19 protein-coding genes are annotated in these 19,814 nt (G+C 66.1%); 6 read left to right on the forward strand and 13 right to left on the reverse strand.

Features of this window, described 5'->3' with window-relative positions:
- Positions 1–8: 8 nt before the first annotated feature.
- The 7 genes from ACKTSM_RS01110 to rpmI form a co-directional block, all read right to left on the reverse strand.
- Positions 9–347 (reverse strand): P-II family nitrogen regulator, encoded by a 339-nt coding sequence (locus ACKTSM_RS01110; RefSeq protein ID WP_407875311.1) that lies wholly within the window; start codon positions 345–347, stop codon positions 9–11.
- 195 nt (positions 348–542) lie between these two features.
- Positions 543–1,427 (reverse strand): alpha/beta fold hydrolase, encoded by an 885-nt coding sequence (locus ACKTSM_RS01115; RefSeq protein WP_407875312.1) that lies wholly within the window; start codon positions 1,425–1,427, stop codon positions 543–545.
- A 38-nt stretch (positions 1,428–1,465) separates the two neighbouring features.
- Positions 1,466–3,001 carry a peptide chain release factor 3 gene (locus ACKTSM_RS01120; protein ID WP_407875313.1) on the reverse strand — a complete coding sequence of 512 codons (1,536 nt, stop codon included), beginning with the start codon at positions 2,999–3,001 and terminating at the stop codon, positions 1,466–1,468.
- A gap of 22 nt (positions 3,002–3,023) precedes the next feature.
- Positions 3,024–5,435: a phenylalanine--tRNA ligase subunit beta gene (gene pheT / locus ACKTSM_RS01125; RefSeq protein ID WP_407875314.1), complete on the reverse strand. Its 2,412-nt coding sequence runs from the start codon at positions 5,433–5,435 to the stop codon at positions 3,024–3,026.
- A complete protein-coding gene (pheS, locus tag ACKTSM_RS01130; protein ID WP_407875316.1) occupies positions 5,432–6,550 on the reverse strand; it encodes a phenylalanine--tRNA ligase subunit alpha in 1,119 nt (372 codons plus the stop codon). The genes pheT and pheS overlap by 4 nt, the downstream gene beginning before the upstream one ends.
- Before the next feature lie 172 nt (positions 6,551–6,722).
- Positions 6,723–7,082 carry a 50S ribosomal protein L20 gene (gene rplT / locus ACKTSM_RS01135; protein ID WP_407875317.1) on the reverse strand — a complete coding sequence of 120 codons (360 nt, stop codon included), beginning with the start codon at positions 7,080–7,082 and terminating at the stop codon, positions 6,723–6,725.
- A gap of 22 nt (positions 7,083–7,104) precedes the next feature.
- Positions 7,105–7,308 (reverse strand): 50S ribosomal protein L35, encoded by a 204-nt coding sequence (gene rpmI / locus ACKTSM_RS01140; RefSeq protein WP_407875318.1) that lies wholly within the window; start codon positions 7,306–7,308, stop codon positions 7,105–7,107.
- Between the two features lie 430 nt (positions 7,309–7,738).
- On the opposite strand from rpmI, the gene ACKTSM_RS01145 reads away from it, so the two are divergent.
- Positions 7,739–8,728, forward strand: coding sequence for an SRPBCC family protein (locus tag ACKTSM_RS01145; protein ID WP_407875319.1), 990 nt, complete (start codon positions 7,739–7,741; stop codon positions 8,726–8,728).
- Here ACKTSM_RS01145 and ACKTSM_RS01150 read toward each other — a convergent pair.
- Positions 8,725–9,822, reverse strand: coding sequence for a histidine kinase dimerization/phosphoacceptor domain -containing protein (locus tag ACKTSM_RS01150; protein WP_407875320.1), 1,098 nt, complete (start codon positions 9,820–9,822; stop codon positions 8,725–8,727). The two genes, ACKTSM_RS01145 and ACKTSM_RS01150, sit on opposite strands and share 4 nt — an antisense overlap.
- A gap of 101 nt (positions 9,823–9,923) precedes the next feature.
- Positions 9,924–10,700 carry a histidinol-phosphatase gene (gene hisN, locus ACKTSM_RS01155; protein ID WP_407875321.1) on the reverse strand — a complete coding sequence of 259 codons (777 nt, stop codon included), beginning with the start codon at positions 10,698–10,700 and terminating at the stop codon, positions 9,924–9,926.
- 192 nt (positions 10,701–10,892) lie between these two features.
- Between hisN and ACKTSM_RS01160 the strand changes: the two genes are divergently transcribed.
- Positions 10,893–11,933: a helix-turn-helix domain-containing protein gene (locus tag ACKTSM_RS01160; protein WP_407875322.1), complete on the forward strand. Its 1,041-nt coding sequence runs from the start codon at positions 10,893–10,895 to the stop codon at positions 11,931–11,933.
- Here the strand turns inward: ACKTSM_RS01160 and ACKTSM_RS01165 are convergent.
- Both ACKTSM_RS01165 and glpX read right to left on the reverse strand, forming a co-directional pair.
- Entirely contained in the window at positions 11,930–12,865 is a 936-nt protein-coding gene (locus tag ACKTSM_RS01165; protein WP_407875323.1) for a ribose-phosphate pyrophosphokinase, read from the reverse strand. The genes ACKTSM_RS01160 and ACKTSM_RS01165 overlap by 4 nt on opposite strands.
- A 228-nt stretch (positions 12,866–13,093) precedes the next feature.
- Positions 13,094–14,101 (reverse strand): class II fructose-bisphosphatase, encoded by a 1,008-nt coding sequence (gene glpX, locus ACKTSM_RS01170; RefSeq protein ID WP_407876383.1) that lies wholly within the window; start codon positions 14,099–14,101, stop codon positions 13,094–13,096.
- 121 nt (positions 14,102–14,222) lie between these two features.
- Here glpX and ACKTSM_RS01175 point away from each other — a divergent pair, with 121 nt between their 5' ends.
- On the forward strand, positions 14,223–14,801 hold the full coding sequence (locus ACKTSM_RS01175; protein WP_407875324.1) for a hypothetical protein: 579 nt from the start codon (positions 14,223–14,225) through the stop codon (positions 14,799–14,801).
- Between the two features lie 3 nt (positions 14,802–14,804).
- Here ACKTSM_RS01175 and ACKTSM_RS01180 read toward each other — a convergent pair whose 3' ends face one another.
- Both ACKTSM_RS01180 and ACKTSM_RS01185 read right to left on the reverse strand, forming a co-directional pair.
- The gene (locus tag ACKTSM_RS01180; RefSeq protein WP_407875325.1) at positions 14,805–16,130 is read right to left on the reverse strand and encodes a homoserine dehydrogenase; all 1,326 of its coding nucleotides are present in this window, start codon (positions 16,128–16,130) and stop codon (positions 14,805–14,807) included.
- A gap of 93 nt (positions 16,131–16,223) precedes the next feature.
- Positions 16,224–17,069, reverse strand: a complete 846-nt coding sequence (locus ACKTSM_RS01185; RefSeq protein ID WP_407875326.1) for a hypothetical protein — start codon at positions 17,067–17,069, stop codon at positions 16,224–16,226.
- A gap of 488 nt (positions 17,070–17,557) precedes the next feature.
- Here ACKTSM_RS01185 and ACKTSM_RS01190 point away from each other — a divergent pair, with 488 nt between their 5' ends.
- From ACKTSM_RS01190 to ACKTSM_RS01200, 3 genes are all read left to right on the forward strand, one after another.
- Positions 17,558–18,223, forward strand: a complete 666-nt coding sequence (locus ACKTSM_RS01190) for an energy transducer TonB (protein ID WP_407875327.1) — start codon at positions 17,558–17,560, stop codon at positions 18,221–18,223.
- 73 nt (positions 18,224–18,296) lie between these two features.
- On the forward strand, positions 18,297–19,103 hold the full coding sequence (locus ACKTSM_RS01195) for a MotA/TolQ/ExbB proton channel family protein (protein ID WP_407875328.1): 807 nt from the start codon (positions 18,297–18,299) through the stop codon (positions 19,101–19,103).
- 139 nt (positions 19,104–19,242) lie between these two features.
- A complete protein-coding gene (locus ACKTSM_RS01200) occupies positions 19,243–19,779 on the forward strand; it encodes an ExbD/TolR family protein (protein ID WP_407875329.1) in 537 nt (178 codons plus the stop codon).
- The last annotated feature ends 35 nt before the right edge of the window (positions 19,780–19,814 follow it).

The raw sequence follows: 19,814 nt of genomic DNA on the forward strand, positions 1-19,814 counted from the left end.
CCCCATTGTCAAAGCGCGGTCTCGCCGGATTCGCCGGTGCGGATCCGGGTGGCGGAAGCGAGGTCGAGAACGAAAATCTTGCCATCGCCGATGGCTTGGGTGTTGGCGGTCTGCTGGATCGTCTCGATCACTTGCGCAGCGATGGCATCGTCAGCGGCAATTTCGAGCTTCACCTTGGGCAGCATGTTGGTGGTGTATTCGGCACCGCGATAAATCTCGGACTGGCCCTTCTGGCGGCCGAAGCCGCGCACTTCGGACACGGTCATCCCGGCAACGCCAATTTCCCCGAGCGCGGTTCGGACCGCGTCGAGCTTGAATGGCTTGATAATGGCAATGATGAATTTCATGCGCGCTGATCCTCTGTGCGAACAGGCCGGCGAACCGGCTGAGCTACAGGTTTGCAAGGCGCGTGCCAGTCACGCTGGCGGGGCTCTTCCGTGCGGTGGCGCACTCGCGCGGGAACGGCTTGGGGACATCCCCTGCCTAAAAATTAACCCGCTGTGCAAATATTGGGCAGGCAGCAGCCGATCTGGCGCCACCGGTCAGAGGAAATTGTCGAGCACATCCATGAACCGGTCGAACTGATCGTGGTGAAGCCAGTGGCCCGCCTCTTCGAATTCGATCACGCGTGCATCGTTGAAATGCGCGATCCGCCCGTCCTTTTCCGGGTTCGAGGCCCAGCTGTCCGCGCCATAGAGAAGCAGCGTCGGACAGCTTATCGCCGACCATGTCGCGTGGAGGAATTCGTCGGCGACATCCTCGACGCCCCAGACATTGAGGTGCGGATCGAATTTCCAGCTATAGGTGCCGTCTTCGTTGCGATTGACCCCGTGGATAGTCAGGTGCCGCGCCTGCGCCTCGGTGAGATAGGAATTTTCCTCGATCATCCGCGCGAAGGCGGCCTCGATGCTCTCGTATTTGCGCGGGGATCGCCCTGCGGCCTTGCGCTTCTTCTCGATCCATTCGCGCATGCGTTCAGGATAAGGGGTCGCGCGCTGCTTGGCCTGCCATTCGGGGCTCGGCCCCAACCCCTCGATCGCGACGAGCTTGGTGACCATTTCGGGAAACATCCCGGCATAGCGCAGCGCGACATTGCCGCCCATCGAATGGCTCACGATCGAGACCGGTCCGCGCCCCAGCTGGTGGATGAGTTGAGCAAGGTCATAGACCATGTCGTTGACCGCATAGACCCCGTCGGAGACCCAGTCGCTGTCGCCGTGACCGCGGTGGTCCATCGCGACGACGTGCCAGTCATCGGCCAGCTTTTCCGCGGTCCAGTCCCAGCTGCGCGCATGGTCGCGTCCGCCATGGACCAGCACCAGAGGCGGCTTTTCACGCCCCTCGTCGTCCAGCGCGCCCCAGTCGAAATAGTTGAGCTTGAGGCGCTGCGAAATGAAGGTCTGCGAAGTCGGGCCGTGGGTCGTCATGGCGCCGTCTCTGCCGCGAAGTCGCCGGCCCATCAAGCCTAGCGCTCCTTGGTCGCGCTGAAGGTGAGCTCGGGATTCTTCTCGACCTGGTAGTTCACGTCCCATGGGCTCTTGGCCATGAAGACGAGATCGCCGTCGCGGTCGCGCGCGAGATTGGCGCGGTTGAAGCTTTCGAACTCGGCGAGCGCCTTGTCGTCGCCCTTGATCCAGCGCGCGGTGGCAAAGGGCGAGGCCTCTAGCGCCGCCTCGACCTTGTATTCGGCCGACAGGCGCGAGATCAGCACGTCGAGCTGCAATTGCCCGACCACGCCGACGATGTGGTTCGCGCCGATCTCGGGATAGAAGACCTGGATCACGCCCTCTTCGGAGAGATCGTCGAGCGCCTTGCGCAATTGCTTGGTCTTGGTCGGATCCTTGAGCTGCACGCGGCGCAGGATCTCGGGCGCGAAATTGGGCAGGCCGGTAAAGCGCACCTTGTCCTTCTCGCTTAGCGTGTCGCCGACGCGCAGGGTGCCGTGATTAGGAATGCCGATGATGTCGCCGGCCTCGGCGGTGTCGGCGATCTCGCGGTCCTGCGCGAAGAACAGGATCGGCGAATGGATCGCGATCGGCTTGCCCAGCCCGCTCGGCGTCAGCTTCATGCCGCGTTTGAACGTGCCCGAGACCTGCCGCATGAACGCGATCCGGTCGCGGTGGTTGGGGTCCATGTTGGCCTGGACCTTGAAGATGAAGCCGGTGACCTCGTCGTGGTCAGGCGTGACCTGTTCCTCGCCGGCGGGCTGCGGGCGCGGCGGCGGGGCATATCGCGCGATCGCCTCGATCAGTTCGGTCACACCGAAATTCTTGAGCGCCGAGCCGAAATAGACCGGCGTCAGATCGCCATTGCGATAGGCTTCGAGGTCGAATTCGGGATAGCCGATCTGTGCCAGTTCGACATTTTCCGCGATCTCTTCGGGCAGGTCGAAATCGGCAACGCGCTTGCCATGGTATTCGCGCGAAGGCCCTTCGGGGACGACCACCTCCCCGCTCGCAAAATCGAGAATGCCCGCAAATTCGCCGCCCATGCCGACCGGATACATCTGCGGCGACACGTCGAGGGCGAGCATGTCGGCAATCTCGTCGAGCAGTTCGAAGACTGGCCGGCCCTCGCGGTCGACCTTGTTGACGAAGGTGATGATAGGGACCGAGCGCAACCGGCAGACCTCGAACAGCTTGCGCGTCTGCGGCTCGATACCCTTGGCCGCATCGATCACCATGACAGCCGAATCGACAGCAGTGAGCGTGCGGTATGTGTCTTCGGAGAAGTCCTCGTGGCCCGGCGTGTCGAGCAGGTTGAAGGTGACGCTCCCCAGATCGTCGAAGGCGCGCTCGAAGGTCATCACCGACGAAGTGACCGAGATGCCGCGTTGCTGCTCGATCTTCATCCAGTCCGAACGCGCCCGCCGCGCCGCGCCGCGTGCCTTGACCTCGCCGGCAAGGTGGATCGCGCCGCCCTGAAGCAGCAGCTTCTCGGTCAGCGTGGTCTTGCCCGCGTCAGGGTGCGAGATGATCGCGAAGGTGCGCCTGTTCGACATGGTTTTGCCCGTGCTGCTGCGATCAGCCGCGCAGCTGCGCTCCCCGCTTGGCCGCCGCGGCGACGACGGCTTCGGCGATGGCTTTCAGATCCTTGTCCTTGAAGCTCTTTTCGCGCGGTTGCAGTGTCACTTCGATCGCGATCGATTTCTGCCCCTCGGGAACGCCTTCGCCGGTGAACAGGTCGAACACCCGCGCGCCGGTGACATGGGTTCTGTCCGCACCGCGAACCGCCTTGAGCAGATCGTCGGCAGCGAGGTCCTCGGGAACGAGGAAAGCGAAGTCGCGCGTTACCGCCTGCAATGCGGGCGGCGCGAATTCGGGGCGTGCGAAGCTGACCGGGCCCTTGCCGGCCTTTTTCGCGGGGAAGGCGTCGAGGAACAGTTCGAGTGCGGCAACCGGCCCGTCAGTGTCGAAGGCCTTGAGCGTTGCGGGATGAACCATGCCGAAGCGCGCGAGAACCTTTTTCGGGCCGAGCCGCAATGTCGCCGACTGGCCGGGATGGAACTGGTCGCCAAGCCCCGAACCATCAAAGCCCATCACCATCAGCTTGTCGGCAGGCGCCCCGGCAGCTTCGAGCAGCGCAAGCGCGACCTGCTTGGCATCGAAGGCATCGAAATGTGTCGCCTTGCCCGACTGCCAATTGCGCTGCGTTTTCTCTCCGGCAAGCACGACGCCGAGCGTCGCTCGCTCGTCGCTGGTGCCGTCATTGCCGCGGAAATAGCGCCGTCCGATCTCGAACAGGCGAGTGGTTGCAGCACCGAGATCGGCATTGCGCTTGGCCGCGATCAGCAGGCCGGGAACGAGCGAGGGCCGCATCGCCTTCATGTCCTCGCTGATCGGATTGTCGAGCACCCACAACTCCGACCCATCGGCGAAATGCTCGGCGGCATCGACCGGCAGGAACGACCAGGTGATCGCTTCGTCAAGGCCGCTTCCTGCCGCTGCGCGGCGCAGCTTGCGCTCGACCATCTGTTCGGGTGTCGCGGTCGGGCGGGCCACGCCATCCGTGCGCGGCAGGGCGACGCTTTCGACTGTGTCGAGACCGTGGATGCGCACGACCTCCTCGACCAGGTCAGCCGGCCCCTCGATGTCGTGGCGGCGCAGCGGGCAGGTCACCTGCCAGTCGCCGGAAACCTGGAAAACGAGGCTTTCGAGGATGCGCTTCTGCTCGTCCTCGGCAATCTCGACCCCGCCGAGCCGGGTGGTCAGCGACGGGTCGAAGGCGATCGACTTCGGCTCGCTCGGAGGTGAGCCTGCGCGAACGATCTCGCTCGCCTCGCCGCCTGCAAGCTCGACAATCAGCCCGGTGAGAAGGTCGAGCCCGTCTTCGAGGAAGGCCGGATCGACCCCGCGTTCGAACCGGGTGCGCGCGTCCGAGGCAAGGCCGAGCCTGCGCCCGGTCACGCCGATGCGCGCAGGGTTGAAATAGGCGATCTCGAGCAGGACATCGGTGGTGCCCTCGGTCACGCCCGAGTGCTCGCCGCCCATGATCCCGGCGATGTCGTGGACGCCGTTGTCATCGGCGATCACGGTCATGCTGTCATCGAGCGTGTAGGTCTTCTCGTTGAGCGCAAGCACCTGTTCGCCCGGTTTCGCGCGGCGGGCGACGATGGCGCCGGTCAGCTTGGCAAGGTCATAGGCATGCGCCGGGCGGCCGAAGGCGAGCATCATGTAATTGGTGAGATCGACCAGCAGCGAAATCGGGCGCTGCCCCGCGCTCGTCAGCCGCTGCTGCAGCCAGTCGGGCGACGGGCCGTTTTTGACGCCCTTGATGACGCGGCCATAGAAGGCCGGGCAGCCCTCGGCATCGTCGGTGCGGATTTCGACCGGGCATTTGCCTTGCGCCGTAAATGCGGGGAAGGCGATCGGTTTCAGGGTCCCGACACCTGCTGCCGCGAGATCGCGGGCGATGCCATGGACACCCATGCAATCGGGGCGGTTGGGCGTGATCGCGACGTCGATGACCGGCGATGCGCCGTGATAATCGGCAAAGCTCGCGCCTACCGGCGCGTCTTCGGGAAGCTCGATAATGCCATCATGCTCGTCGCCGAGTTCAAGCTCGCGCACCGAGCACATCATGCCGTTCGATTCGACCCCGCGGATCGCGCTCTTGCGCAGTTCCATGCCATTGGCAGGCACCACCGCGCCCGGCTGGCCGAGCACGCCTTTCATGCCCGCGCGCGCATTGGGCGCACCGCACACGACCTGAAGCGGCTCGCCATCGCCGGTATCGACGCTGAGCACCTGCAGCTTGTCGGCATCGGGATGCTTGTCGGCGGTCAGGACCTTCGCCACGGTGAAGCCTGCAAGGCGTTCGGCGGGGTCCTCGACGCCCTCGACTTCGAGCCCGATCGCGTTGAGCGCGTCGGTGATTTCGGAAAGGCTCGCCTCGGTTTCGAGGTGGTCCTTGAGCCAGGTCAGCGAGAATTTCATGCGCGCGCTCCCACTCCGCCCGAAAGCGTGGGTTGGTCGTAGGGCGAGAAGCCGTAATGGGCGAGCCAGCGCGGATCGCCGTCGAAGAAGGCGCGCAGATCGTCCATGCCGTATTTGAGCATTGCCAGCCGGTCGACCCCGAGGCCCCAGGCAAAGCCCTGCCACTGGTCGGGATCGAACCCGCCCATCTCGAGCACGCGGCGGTTGACCATGCCGCTGCCGAGAAGCTCCATCCAGTCGTGGCCCGCATCGTCGCCCGACCCGCCAACGACGCGGCGGCCGTCCTCGTTGGCATAGCCGACATCGACCTCGACGCTGGGTTCGGTGAAGGGGAAATAGGACGGGCGAAGGCGCAGCACGATGTCCTCGCGCTCGAAGAAGGCCTTGAGGAAGGTCTCGAGCGTCCACTTGAGATGGCCGAGATGAATGTCGCGGTCGATCACGAGCCCTTCGACCTGGTGGAACATCGGCGTGTGGGTCGCATCGCTGTCCGAGCGATAGACGCGGCCCGGGGCGATGATCCGCACCGGGGCGCCGCCGGGATTGGCCTTGGCGATCGCCTTCATCGTGCGGATCTGCACCGGCGAGGTGTGAGTGCGCAGGAGCATCTCGCCGCCATCGGGTGCCGCGTCGGGGAAATAGAAGGTGTCGTGCATCGCGCGCGCAGGGTGCGATTCGTCCATGTTGAGCGCGGTGAAATTGTGCCAGTCGTCCTCGATTTCGGGACCGGTCGCGACCGCGAAGCCGAGATCGGCGAAGATTTCGGCCAGCTCGTCCATCACCTGGCTGACCGGGTGGACCGAACCGCGTTCGTAAGCCGGCGCAGGAAGCGTCAGGTCGAGCGTCTCGCTCGCCAGCTGCGCCTCGAGCGCCTCGGCCTCGAGCGCGTCCTTCTTCGCCTCGATCGCATCGGCGATCTCCGCGCGCACCTGCTGGATCGCGGGGGCGGCCTCTTTGCGTTCGTCGGGGCTCATCTGGCCCAGCGTCTTGAGGGCGAGGCTCACCCACCCTTTCTTGCCGAGCGCTTCGAGCCGCTGCTGCTCGAGCGCGTCGAGCGTTTCGGCAGCGGCAATGGCATCGAGCGCCGCGCGTTTCTGGTCTGTCATCTCGGTCATGATCGGCCTGCTTTGGTGAGCGGGTCCGCTAGCGCCAAACGCCCGGCGATGCAAAGCGGGAATGTGCCGCCTGCCGCCAAACGCGCGGAGCCCCGGCTCGCTAGTGTGCGCGCCGGGGCCCCTTAATGCGTAGCTACCGCGAAAGAAGCGCAGTAGGAAAGCGCGTTTCGCCTCAGGCGGGAAGCGCGCTCTTCGCCTGAGCGATGATCGACTTGAACGCCGCTTCCTCGTGCATGGCGAGGTCGGCCATGACCTTGCGGTCGAGCTCGATCCCGGCCAGCTTCACGCCGTGCATGAACTGCGAATAGGTCAGGCCTTCGGCGCGGACCGCGGCGTTGATGCGCTGGATCCACAGGGCGCGGAAATTGCGCTTCTTGGTCTTGCGATCGCGATAGGCGTACTGGCCGGCCTTTTCGACCGCCTGGCGCGCGACGCGGATGGTGTTCTTGCGACGACCGCGATAGCCCTTGGCCTGTTCGAGCAGCCGCTTGTGCTTCTGGCGCGTGGTGACGCCGCGTTTGATGCGAGGCATATTCTTTTCTCCTTAGATCGCGTCAGTCGAGCCCGTAGGGCGCCCACTTCTTCACCGTCTTGGTGTCCGCATCGGACAGCACGTCGGTGCCGCGGTTCTGGCGAATATACTTCGCGTTGTGGCTCATCAGGCGGTGGCGCTTGCCCGCGACACCGTGCTTGATCTTGCCGGTCGCGGTGATCTTGAAGCGCTTCTTCACACCGCTCTTGGTCTTCAGCTTGGGCATTTTCATCTCCTTTGATCAGAGACACGTTTGACCGGCCCTGGCAGCCCTTGTCGCCAGGCAGGCCCGTTGATTCGTGTCGTTGAAGTCGCGCCACATAGGGCCGCGCGCGGGCCTAGGCAAGCCTTTTGCGCGAGCCGGACCGGGCGGCGGGCAAGCGAATCGCGCCCGGCTCGCTTCGTCGCGCACACGGCACGGCTGGAACACATGGAACACGCCCCTGGCGTAAAAACCCATTCGATCAATAGACGGCGATTGATCGGGCGGGTCGATCACAGGGACCGGGAGGGGAGCGGGTGCAGCCATGCGCGCCAGCCTGCAAGACCGTGGCGCGGTAGGAAAGCGCCAAAGCGCGGCTTGCACCTTGCGCACCAACAGCCTTGCGCAATTCAATGGACCGCGCCGCGCGAGGTGCTAGTCCTGCTCGGCAGCAATGGACGATTGGTTCCTCACCAGCCCCGCCGGACGGATCGCGCTCGCTCTGCTGGCAGCGGCTGGCTATGCGCTCGCCTCCTATTTCCTCACCCTCCACGTGCTCGGCGGGCTGGGCCTTGTCAGCGTGGTCTTCGCGATCGTCCAGCCGGCGGTGATATCGGCCTTCGTCGCCTTTGTCGGCGACCCGATGGGCAAGCGGCCCAAGTCCTATTACATCCTCTCGCCCACCCTGCTGGCGCTGGGCATGATCGTGATCGCGGCCCTCGTGCTCCGGGAAGGCGCGGTGTGCATCGTCATGCTCGCACCGATCTGGCTGGTGAGCGGGATCGGCGGCACGCTGCTGCTCTATCGCTTCGGCCCGCGCGTGCCCGATCCGCAAGCGAGCGCGGCGACCTTCCGGGCGAGCGCGCTGCTCGCCGTTCCGCTGGTCATGGTCCCGCTCGAACAGGCGATCCCCAACCCGGTGGACAGCTACGAGGTGTCGCGCAGCGTCGAGATCGCGGCGGACCGGCAATCCGTGTGGGCATTGATGCAATCGGTCCCTGCGCTCGAAAGCCAGGAAGGGCGCTGGAACGTGACGCAGGACCTCGTCGGGGTTCCGCGCCCGGTCGCCGCCACGCTTTCGGGCCGGGGCGTGGGCGCGGTCCGCCACGCCGAATGGGGCCGCTCGATCGCCTTCGAAGAGCATGTGACCCACTGGCAGCCGGGCCGGGCGATCGGATGGGACTTCGTCTTTCCCGCGAGCGATGGCTGGGATTTCACCGATCCGCACCTGCGCCCCGACAGCGATTACATGACCATCGACAGCGGCGGCTACACGCTCGACCAGATCGCGCCCGGTCGCGTGCGGCTGACACTGCACACGCGCTACACCGCGAGGACCAAGCTCAACGCCTATGGCACGCTGTGGGGCGAGCTCTTCCTCGGCGACATCCAGTCGAACATCCTCGCGGTGATCCGCGAGCGGGCCGAGGCGGGCGCGCGCTAGGCCGCCTTGGCCGGGGTCCAGCGCAGGGTCAGCACCACCCCTTCATCGCCGAGCGACCAATCGTGCTCGCCGCCAAGCGTGCGCGCGCAGGTCTCGATGATCTTGATCCCCAGCCCGCCCGATGCGGCGATCGCGTCGAGCACGCGGGCATCGGCCTTGCTGCCATCGCTGCAGGTGAGGACATAGTGATCGCCATCGGTCTTTCCGGTGATGGTCACAGGTGACGAGCCGGGTGCGCCGCCATGCTTGAAGGCGTTGGCGACGAATTCGTTGATCGCGAGGCCGACAATGCTCGCGGCCTCCGACGGCAGGCTTGCCGGCGCGATCCGTGCCTCGATCGCGGCGCCCTCGCCCGAGATTTCGCGCAGGTAACCGACCAGCCGATCGACAAAGGGCGCAAGCTCGACATCGCCGCCGAGCATCGAGCGGTGCAGCTGGTCGTGAAGGGCCGCCGCCGAGGCGAGACGGCCCGCGATCTGGTCGAGCGCGCCGCGGGTCTCCTCGCTCTTGGCGCGGCTCGATTGCATCCGCACCAGCGCCGACATCGAGGCAAAGGTGTTCTTGACCCGGTGATCGATCTCGCGCGCGAGCACTTCCTGACGCTTGAGCGCGAGCCTGAGGTCGAGCAGGCGCGTGACCTGCAAGGCGAGCTTACGGATCATCTCGCGCTGGAATTCGGTCAGTTCGCGCGGCTTGCGGTCGAGCACGCACAAGGTTCCGACCGGCAGCCCCTCTTCGGTCTTGAGCAGCGCGCCGGCATAGAAGCGCAGACCGTCTTCCTCGCAGCACAGCGGGTTGTCGGCCATGCGCGGATCGGCAAGCGTGTCGGGGATCTCGACGAAGTCTTCTTCGAGGATGACGTGCGAGCACAGGCTGGTGTCGAGCGGGGTCGAGCGCACGCCGAGCCCGGTTTCGGCCTTGAACCACTGGCGATCGGCATCGATCAGGTTCACCACCGCGATCGGTGCCTCGCACAGATGCGAAAGGATCTCGACGATATTGTCGTATTCGCGTTCGAAATCGGTGTCGAGAATGTCGAGTTCGCGCAGCGCGGCGAGCCGGCGTTCCTGGTCTGGATGGGGTTGGGCTTTCATTGCAATCACTCTCGCCGAAAAAGGGTTCGCCGGGCAAGCCGACAGGCGATGACCATCACCTGAATACTGGCACCTGATTACTGGCACCGACCCGCGCGCGCTCAGCCCATGGCTTCGAGCACGCCCTCGAGCCGCGCCGGATCGCCCAGCGCGATCACGCTGCCGTCGCTATCGGCATCGAGCGGGTTGCCCTGCCAGTCGCTCATTGTCCCGCCTGCCCCTTCGACCACGGGGGCGAGCGCGGCGTAATCGTGGAGCTTGAGACCCGCCTCGATCACCACGTCGACATGGCCGAGCGCGAGCAGGCCGTAATTGTAGCAATCGCCGCCATAGATGATCTTCCTTTCCGCGACCGTCTTGGCGACGCCCATGAAGGCATCGACCTCGTCGCCTGCAAAGCAGTGCGGGCTGGTGGTGGCGAGCACCGCGTCGGACAGTTCGCGGCAGGTTCGCGCGCGCACCGGCACGCCGTTGAAGGTGGTGCCTTCGCCGACCCTGCCGACCCAGCGTTCGCCCGCGATCGGCTGGTCGATCACTCCGAGCACCGGCCAGCCATCCTGCATCAGCGCGATCAGCGTGCCGAAGATCGGGCGGCCGGCGATGAAGCTGGTGGTGCCGTCGATCGGGTCGAGCACCCACTGGCGGCCCGCGCTCTCGTTGCGGGTGCCGTATTCCTCGCCGATGATCCCGTCCTCGGCGCGTTCGGCCTCGATCAGGGCGCGCATCGCCGCCTCGGCCGCGCGGTCGGCTTCGGTGACGAAGCTGGCATCCGCCTTGCGCTCGGCATCGGCGCCCGCATCGCCGCGAAACAGCGGGCGGATGGCTGCGCCGGCGGCATCGGCCAGGCGGTTGGCAAGGGCGAGATCGGCGGGGGTCATGACGGGGGTGCTCCTGGTGCTGGCAGCGGGGATGTGCGGCTCGTTGGGCGAGGTCGGAGCCGGACGCAAGACCCGCCGCCATAGGGTTAACGTTGTATAATGGCATCACAAAATGTACACGCGCCGCACGGGTGGGTCGCCAAGCCCCTGCGGGTCGGCTTGGAAATTTCATGCGTTGGGGGCAGGGCAACGATGGATTTCGAGAATTCCGGTCCGGCGGATCGGCGCGACAAGAAGCGCACAAGCGGACAGGACAGCGCGATCGAGACGCGCGCCGGCGAGCGCGCTGACGGACCGGCGCTGCGCTCGGCGCTGGGGCATACCCGCGATGGCAAGCCCCTGTCGAACAACCGCGCGCCGGCGCCCGATCTCGCGCCGTGGATCGCGCGGGTCTATGCCACCAAGGTCGATCTTGCCGAGGGCACCTCGATCCGGTGCGGAATGCTCGCCGACACCCCGGTCCTGCGGGTGCTGTTCTCGGGCGACTGGACCGCCGAGACGCGCGACGGTTACGGGCGCTATGGCCCCTCGGCACTGTTCTTCGGCCCGCAGACCAAGCGCATGGCGGTGAGCGTCAGCGGCAGTTTCGCCACGGTCGGGGTGGCGCTCAAGCCCGGCGCGGTCGCAGCGCTGAAGGGGCCTGAGATGGCCGACACGCTCGACCGGATAATCCTCTACGATCACATCTACGGCAAGGAGGAATGGGGTTCGAGCGAGAAGCTGATCGAATGGCTCGATCCCGAAGCTCCGGTCGAACGCTGGCTCGCAGTGGCCGAGACCCTGATGCGCCAGGTGGTCAGCTTGACCGGCGGCAAGACGCCTTCACCCGTGATCGAGGCCTTCGACAAGGCGGTGTTCGCCAATCCCAATCTCGAGATCGGCGCCTTTGCCGAGGAACACGATATCGAGCGCCGTTCGCTCGAGCGGCAGATCAAGCGCGCCTATGGCCAGACCGCGCGGCAGGTGCTGCGCCGGGCGCGCGCGCTCGATATCGCTGCGCATCTCCAGGGGGTCGCCGACGATGCCGAGGCCGAGGAAGCCGCGCTCAGGTTCTTCGACCAGAGCCACATGATCCGCGAATTCCGTGCCTTTTTCGGGATGACCCCGCGGCAGTTCGCCCAGACCTCGCAGCCCTTCATGACGCTCACCCTCGAAGCGCGCCAGTCGCGCCGGCTCGAAGTGCTCGGCCGCGCGCGGCCCGCAGGCGATTATCCCTGGCGGATCGACGACTAGTCGAACAGGCTCGAGACCGAGCTTTCATCGGCGATCCGGCGGATCGCCTCGCCCACCAGCGGCGCGATCGGCAGGGTGCGGATACGGGTCGATTTCTCGGTCGCCTCGGTCGGGCGAATCGAATCGGTGATCACCAGCTCTTCCAGCTTCGACCCGTCGATCCGCGCCACCGCACCGCCTGACAGCACGCCGTGGGTGATATAGGCGGCGACCGACTTGGCCCCGTTCTCGAGCAGCGCCTCGGCCGCGTTGCACAGGGTTCCGCCCGAATCGATGATGTCGTCGATCAGCACACAATGGCGCCCCTCGACCTCGCCGATGATGTTCATCACCTCGCTCTCGCCCGGGCGGTCGCGGCGCTTGTCGACGATCGCCAGCGGGGCGTTGTCGAGCCTTTTCGCCAGAGCGCGGGCGCGAACCACGCCGCCGACATCGGGGCTGACCACCATCAGGTCCTTGCCGCCGGAACGCGCCTGGATATCGGCGGCCATGACGGGCGCGGCATAGAGATTGTCGGTCGGGATATCGAAAAAGCCCTGGATCTGGCCGGCATGCAGATCGACCGCCAGGACCCGGTCAGCACCCGCCTCGGTAATGAGGTTGGCGACCAGCTTGGCCGAGATCGGGGTGCGCGGACCGGGTTTGCGGTCCTGGCGGGCATAGCCGAAATAGGGCACCACCGCCGTGATCCGCTTGGCCGAGGCGCGGCGCAGCGCATCGATGCAGATCAGCAGCTCCATCAGGTTGTCGTTCGCCGGATAGCTGGTCGGCTGGACCAGGAAGACATCCTCGCCGCGGACGTTCTCGTGGATCTCGACGAAGATTTCCTCGTCGGCGAAGCGGCGCACGCTCGCATCGGTGAGCGGGATTTCGAGATAGGCCGCGATCGCGCGCGCGAGCGGCAGGTTCGAATTGCCCGACATGATCTTCATGAGTGCGAATCCTAAGGCTGGTCTGTCCTCGGACCCGCCTAGCCGAGACGCGGGGAAAGGCAACAGGGGAGCATGGCGACTTGTCCGCAGTTTGCGCCGCATGGGCGCGGCGACACGGCATTGCGCACCCGGTTCATGCCCTGTGCGGCGTGATCCTGTGCTCGCCCTTGACCCAGCGCGCGTTGTCCTTGCGGGTGCGAGGAACGCCGTGGCGGCGGGACTGTCGGTTCATGCCCTGTGCGGCGTGATCCTGTGCTCGCCCTTGACCCAGCGCACCGTGCCCGACGAGGCGCGCATCACCACGCTCTCGGTGGTCATGATCACCGCGCCGGTCGACTTGCGGCGGCGCTTGACCCCTTCGAGCAGCGATCCGTCGGTCACGCCGGTGGCCGCGAAGATGCAGTCGCCCTTCACGAGGTCCCCGAGCGTGTAGATCCGGTCGAGATCGGTGATGCCCCATTTCTTCGCGCGCGCCTTTTCATCGGCGTTGCGGAACACCAGCCGCCCGTTGAACTGGCCGCCCACGCAGCGCAAGGCCGCCGCCGCGAGCACGCCCTCGGGTGCGCCGCCCTGGCCCATATACATGTCGATCCCGGTGTCCTGATCGGTCACCGCGATGACCCCCGCGACATCGCCATCGCCGATCAGGAAGACCCCGCAGCCCAGCCCCCGCAGCTCTGCGATCAGGTCGGCATGGCGGGGCCGGTCGAGCACGCAGACATTGATGTCGGCGGGCTGCTTGCCCTTGGCCTCGGCCACTGCGCGCACGTTCTCGCTCGGCGATTTCGCCAGATCGATCACGCCCTCGGGAAGGCCTGGGCCGACCGCGAGCTTGTCCATATAGACATCGGGCGCATTGAGTAGGTCGCCCTTTTCCGCCGCCGCCAGCACGGCAAGCGCGTTGGGCCCGGCCTTGGCAGTGATCGTCGTGCCTTCGAGCGGGTCCAGCGCGATGTCGATCGCGGGGCCCTTGCCGATGCCGACCTTCTCGCCGATATAGAGCATCGGCGCCTCGTCGCGCTCGCCCTCGCCGATCACCACGGTCCCATCCATGTAGAGCGTGTCGAAGGCGCGCCGCATCGCCTCGACAGCGGCGGCATCGGCGGCCTTTTCATCGCCCCGCCCGATCAATTGCGCAGCGGCGACCGCCGCGGCCTCGGTCACGCGGACCATTTCGAGCACCAGCACGCGGTCGATCGCGTCGGAATTCGTCGCGGTGTCTTTGGCCGCGAGCATATCTGTGCCAAGAAATCCGTTGTCGGGGGTATTCATGCGAAATTCAGTCCTTTTCGGGCTTGCCTGCGGCCTCGCGCTTAAACCCGGAGGAAGCGGCTTGTCGAGACGGGGGACCCACCTTGTGCCAGAATTTGCGCGCCATGCCGCCACTGCCACACTCGTTCTTGCTGCCCTCCACGGCCTTGCCTCACCCGCATTCGCGCAAGCCCCGGCAGACGGAACGCAGGACCGGCCCGATGCCGAAAGGCAGGGAATCGACCTGTCGGTCACCGTGCCGCGATCGCAATCCGACCGGCTGATCGCCGAGGATTGCGAGGAAGAGGCCGATGCCGCGCGGATCGCCAACGAGATCGTCGTGTGCCGCCAGCTTGGCGAGGCGAGCGACGGGTCGTGGGATGCCGATCAATGGCGGCGCGACTATGCCCGGCGCACCATGGGCGAACAGCTTGTCGATGTTGCGGGCGGCGGCATCTTTCGCGGGGCGCCGACAATCGGCGGGCTGTGCCTGATCCCGCCCTGCCCGCCCGAAGCGGCGATCATGATCGATATCGAGGCCTTGCCCGAGGCGCCGCCCGGCTCGGATGCCGACCGGATCGCGCGCGGGCTTCCACCGCTCGGACGCGAGGAGGCGAACGCCGCGGCGATTGCCCAGCGCCGCCGGGCGCTCGGCCTCGACGCCCCGCCCGTGCCCGGAGAATAGCGTTCAGCTGGCGAGGATCGGCAGGACCAGCGGCGCGCCGGTAAGGCTTTCGGACCCGTCGAGAAGGTCGAGCGCGCGGCGGACATGGGCCTCGGGCCCTTCGTGAGTGACCATCGCCACCAGCACTTCGCCGCCTTCTTCGGCGCGGCCTTTCTGGATCAGGCTCTCGATCGAGACATCGGCATCGCGCATCGCGGCGGTAATCTCGGCGAGCACGCCGGGGCGGTCCTTGACGGTGAAGCGCAGATAGGTGCGCTCGGTTCGCTCGCCGGGATCGGCGGGGGTGAAGGGTTGCAATTGTGCCGCGGGCATGGCGAAGGGCGCCCCGAATTCGCCGGGGCCGCCTTGCGCGCGCGCGATATCGATGAGGTCGGCGACCACCGCGCTGGCGGTCGGTCCGTCGCCCGCGCCCGCGCCCTGGAACAGCAGCCGCCCGGAGAAATTGCCCTCGGCCACAACCGCATTGGTCGGCCCGTCGACGGGTGCGAGCGGATGGCCCTTGGCAACCAGGCACGGCCGCACCCGCTGGAGCAGGTGGCCATCGGCAATGTCGGCCTCGGCAATCAGGCGGATGACGAAGCCGAGCGTGTCGGCCTGGGCGATATCGGCGGCGCGCACGCCGGTGATCCCGACGATATCGACCGCGTCGAAATCGATCCGTGCGCCAAAGCCGATCGCGGCGAGAATGGCGAGCTTGTGCGCGGCATCGATGCCCTCGATGTCGAAGGTCGGATCGGCCTCGGCATAGCCGAGCGCCTGTGCCTCGGCGAGCACTTCGTCAAAGTCCGCGCCGCTCGCCTCCATCTGCGAGAGGATGTAATTGCAGGTGCCGTTGAGTATGCCGTAAACCCGGGTCAGCGCATTGGCGCTGGTCCCTTCGCGCAGCCCCTTGACCACCGGGATGCCGCCCGCGACCGCGGCCTCGAACTTGAGCGGGGCGCGCGCGGTCTCGGCGGCCTCGGCGAGCGCAAGGCCGTGATGCGCGACCATCGCCTTGTTGGCGGTGACCAGCCCCTTGCCCGCATCGAGCGCGGCACGCGAAAGCGCGAGCGCGGGGCCATCGGCACCGCCGACCAGTTCGACCACGACATCGACATCGCCGCGCCCGGCGAGCGCGGTCATGTCATCCTCCCAGGCGAAGGGCGCGATATCGACGCCGCGATCCTTGCTGCGGTCGCGCGCGCTCACGGCGGTGACGGTGATCGCCCGGCCCGCGCGCGCGGCGATCAGGTCGCGATTGGTCTCGAGCAGGCGAATCACGCCAACGCCCACCGTGCCGAGCCCGGCAATGGCAATGGTCAGCGGTTTGCTGGAAGCTGTCTCACCCACGTCTCTCGGTCCCGATGCTGCGTTGCAATAACCTGCATGCAGGGCTGGCGCGCAGCCGGGTCGGGGTCAAGCAAGTTGTGCTTGCAGCGCCGATCAGATCGCTTCGGTGATCGCCCGTTCGCAGGCGCCCAATTCCTCGACCACGAGCGCATAGTCGCGCTCGGCCTGGCGGCGCGCGGCGATGTCCTGCGCGAGATTGGCGCTAGAGGGCAGCCTTTCCGGCAAGCCGCAGGCGAGCCGGTACCAGGCCAGCGTGCCGGGTCGCGGCGGGCGCGCCGCGCTGTCGATGATCTCGCCCCACGAGACGCCCCAGACCGGGCGCTGTCCGGGCCGGCGCAGAACGGTGATCGAGACCGGCGCGCCGTCATCGGCGCTGAGGAAGACCTGCGTTTCCGATTCGCCCGCCAGGGTGCCGGGGACAGAGAGCGCATCGCTCACCCCGGTGATCGCGGGCGGGGCATCGGGCGCGACCAGCTCGGACAGGACAGGGCGCAGGCGATCGACGAAGCCGGGCGAATAGTCGAGCTGGGCACTACGCCCGGTCAGCTGGACCGCTCCCGCGCGTCCCGGGACCGCGTCTGCGAACAGGATCATCTCGCGCTTCTTGAGCTTTTCGGGTTTTCCGTTGGGTCGCAGGGGCACGTCGACCAGATAGGCGAGCGATTCGCCCAGCGGCGCATTGCCCGCGATCAGCGAGAGCGTGCGCGCCTCGATGTAGAGCCGGGCATGGCCGGGCGCGAGTCCGGGGGCGCGTTCACGCTCGACCTCGGTCTGGCGGCGAATCTCCACGTGAATGACCATGTCGCTGCGTTCGGCGAGGCTGGCGAGATCGGCATAGGTGGCCAGATCGGCCGCGACCGGTATCGCGCCTTCGTGCTGCGCCTGGGCCGGGGCGGCGCCCGACACGAGCGCCAACGCGCCGCAAAGCGCCAGGGCCATGCCCTTGAAATCAGTTGTTAAATTCGCGTTAACGCGGGACATATGGCTCAAACCCTGCAGCTTTCTCATGCATTCATAATGGTGCTGGACCGCTAGAGATCCAAGGCGCTGAATTGGCCCTGAACCGTAAAAGCGTTTGATTGCCTAAGTGTTGACCGTTAAAGCCCGTGAGGTTTGGGGAGAGACTGGAAGAAAGCCTCGCCGCAAACCGCACCGATCTGGAGGCGTCCGGGAAACCGACCCGCAGGTTGGTAGGCCGCGAACCGGTTTCGCGCGAGCGCCCACAGGGTTGACGGGCGTCGCGAGAGCAAAGCGGGGAACGGTCTGGAAGATACAGGATTACGGGATTCACGGGCCCGGGTCTGATGCAGTGTTCCTGGACACTTGCGCCTCGGCGCGAGCGATTCGGGGGTTCTGGACTGGACCGGGTGCGTGTCAATTTTGTCGGACCTCATGTCCGGCAGTCTAGATGGAGAGAAAGCGACTGGATGGCCTACGCTGACCAACAAATGAGTGGAAACAAGGTGGTTTCCATCATCATCGTGGCGTTGATCCATGTGCTGATCGGGTACCTGCTCATTTCCGGCCTGGCCATTTCGGCCGTGCAGGAAGTCGTCGAGCGCGTCACCACGGTCGACATTGAGGAGCCCCCGCCCCCCGAAGAGCCGGACGAGCCGCCGCCTCCGCCGGAGGAAACCGCGCCGCCGCCGCCCGTGGCACCGCCGCCGCCGATCCAGATCGCGCCGGCCCCGCCACCGATCCAGACGCAGCCGACGATACCGCCGCCCGCTCCGCCGGCGCTGGTCATCCCACCGCCTGCGCCTGTCGCAGCGCCGCCGCCGCCCCCGCCGCCTTCGCAGGCACGCGGTGCGACGACTCGCAACGAGCGCCGCTGGGCTGCACGGATCCAGGAAAACTATCCCTCGCGCGCCCTGCGTGAGGAAATCGAGGGTACCGTGGGCGTTCGCGTCACCGTCACGCCCGAAGGTCGAGCAACCAATTGCTCGGTCACGGCGTCGAGCGGGTCGAGCATTCTCGACCAGGCCGCTTGCCGCGGGATGGAACGCTATGCGCGCTTCAACCCGGCGCTCAACGATGCGGGCAACCCGACCACGGGTGCGTATTCGACGCGGATCACCTATCGATTGAACTGATGGATTTCACGGCAGCCGGGACTGGAGAACATCCGGCCGCCTTGGGGACAATTTTTTAAAAGGACTACTCGCAATGAACCTTTATTATCTTGCAGCGGCTGCCGCCGACACCGAAGCGCCGGTCAACGAGTTCGGCTTCTGGAAAGCCATGGAAGAAGGCGGCCCCGTCGCCTGGTCGATCCTGGGCGTCATGGTCATCATGTCGGTCGGATCGTTCTACATCCTGTTCACCAAGCTGTTCGAACAGAACAAGGTGATGCGCCAGTACAAGGGTGTTCGCACCGCATTCTGGCGCGCTCCGACGCTGCGCGAAGGCGCCACCAAGCTCGAGAAGAACAGCGCATGGCGCCAGCTCGCCGATGACGCGGTGACCGCACAGGACCACCACGCCAAGATGGAAGGGGCCGGCAACGAGATCCACTTCGTCGAGGAAGAGCTCGCTCACTCGCAGGACACCATCAACCAGTCGCTCAATGGCGGCCTGTCGTTCCTCGCATCGGTGGGTGCGACCGCACCGTTCATCGGTCTGCTGGGTACGGTGATCGGTATCTACCGCGCGCTGATCAATATCGGCATCGAAGGCTCGGCCTCGATCGACAAGGTCGCAGGTCCCGTCGGTGAAGCGCTGATCATGACCGCCATCGGTCTGCTCGTCGCGGTTCCGGCCGTGCTTGCCTTTAACTGGCTGCAGTCGCGCAACCGTCGCATCAACGCCCTGATGACCGACTTCTCGAACGACATCGTCGCCTATATCGGCTCGAACGGTTCGATCAAGCCGGCCGTCAGCGCGGCTCCGGCTGCCAAGGGCGGCGCTGCCAAGCCGGCCGCTGCCAAGCCCGCCACCACCGCCGGCGGTGCAAGCGCTTCGCTCAAGAAGTGATCGGTGATGGCGGGGGCGCGTCCGATGGGCGCATCCCCGCCGCACCAGCCTGCCCCGCCGACCGGCAACGCGACGCGGGACGGGCAAGACGCCAAAGGCGCGCAAGCGCCGCTTCAAGAATAATTCAAGGAATTAGCTAATGGCGATCCAGATGGGAGGCGGGGGCGAAACCCCAATGTCCGACATCAACACCACACCGCTGGTGGACGTGATGCTGGTGCTCCTGATCATCTTCCTCATCGCGGTTCCGGTGGCGATCCAGACGATCGAACGGCTCGAGATCCCGGTCTTCGAATCGGTCGAATCGAAGAACAAGGTCGAGAACCTGCAGATCACGGTGAGCACGACCGATGCCGAAGGGCGCACCCCCGGTGTGATCCGTTCGGGTTACCAGGGTGCCACGCGCACCGGCGAATGCCGGGTGTTCTTCAACAACATCACCCCGGTGTCCTCGGAAGAGCTTTACGACCTGGCCTTCAATCGCCTCGACGCGATCGTCCAGGCCGCAGGCGGGCCCGAGGCCATCATGGAAGACCCCGACCGCATCCCGCAGGTCCACATTCGCGGCGACGTGAACACGCCGTGGCGCTGCATCGCAGGCACGATCTACAACGTGCAGGCTGCCGGCTATCCGACCGTCGGGTTCATCTCGAACCCGGTCGATCCGAACGGCTGATGCGCCGCGCAGTGCAATATTTGAGGAGTAACTGA

This window comes from Qipengyuania nanhaisediminis, from assembly GCF_045862805.1.
In the GTDB taxonomy this organism is placed as follows: Bacteria; Pseudomonadota; Alphaproteobacteria; order Sphingomonadales; family Sphingomonadaceae; genus Erythrobacter; species Erythrobacter nanhaisediminis_A.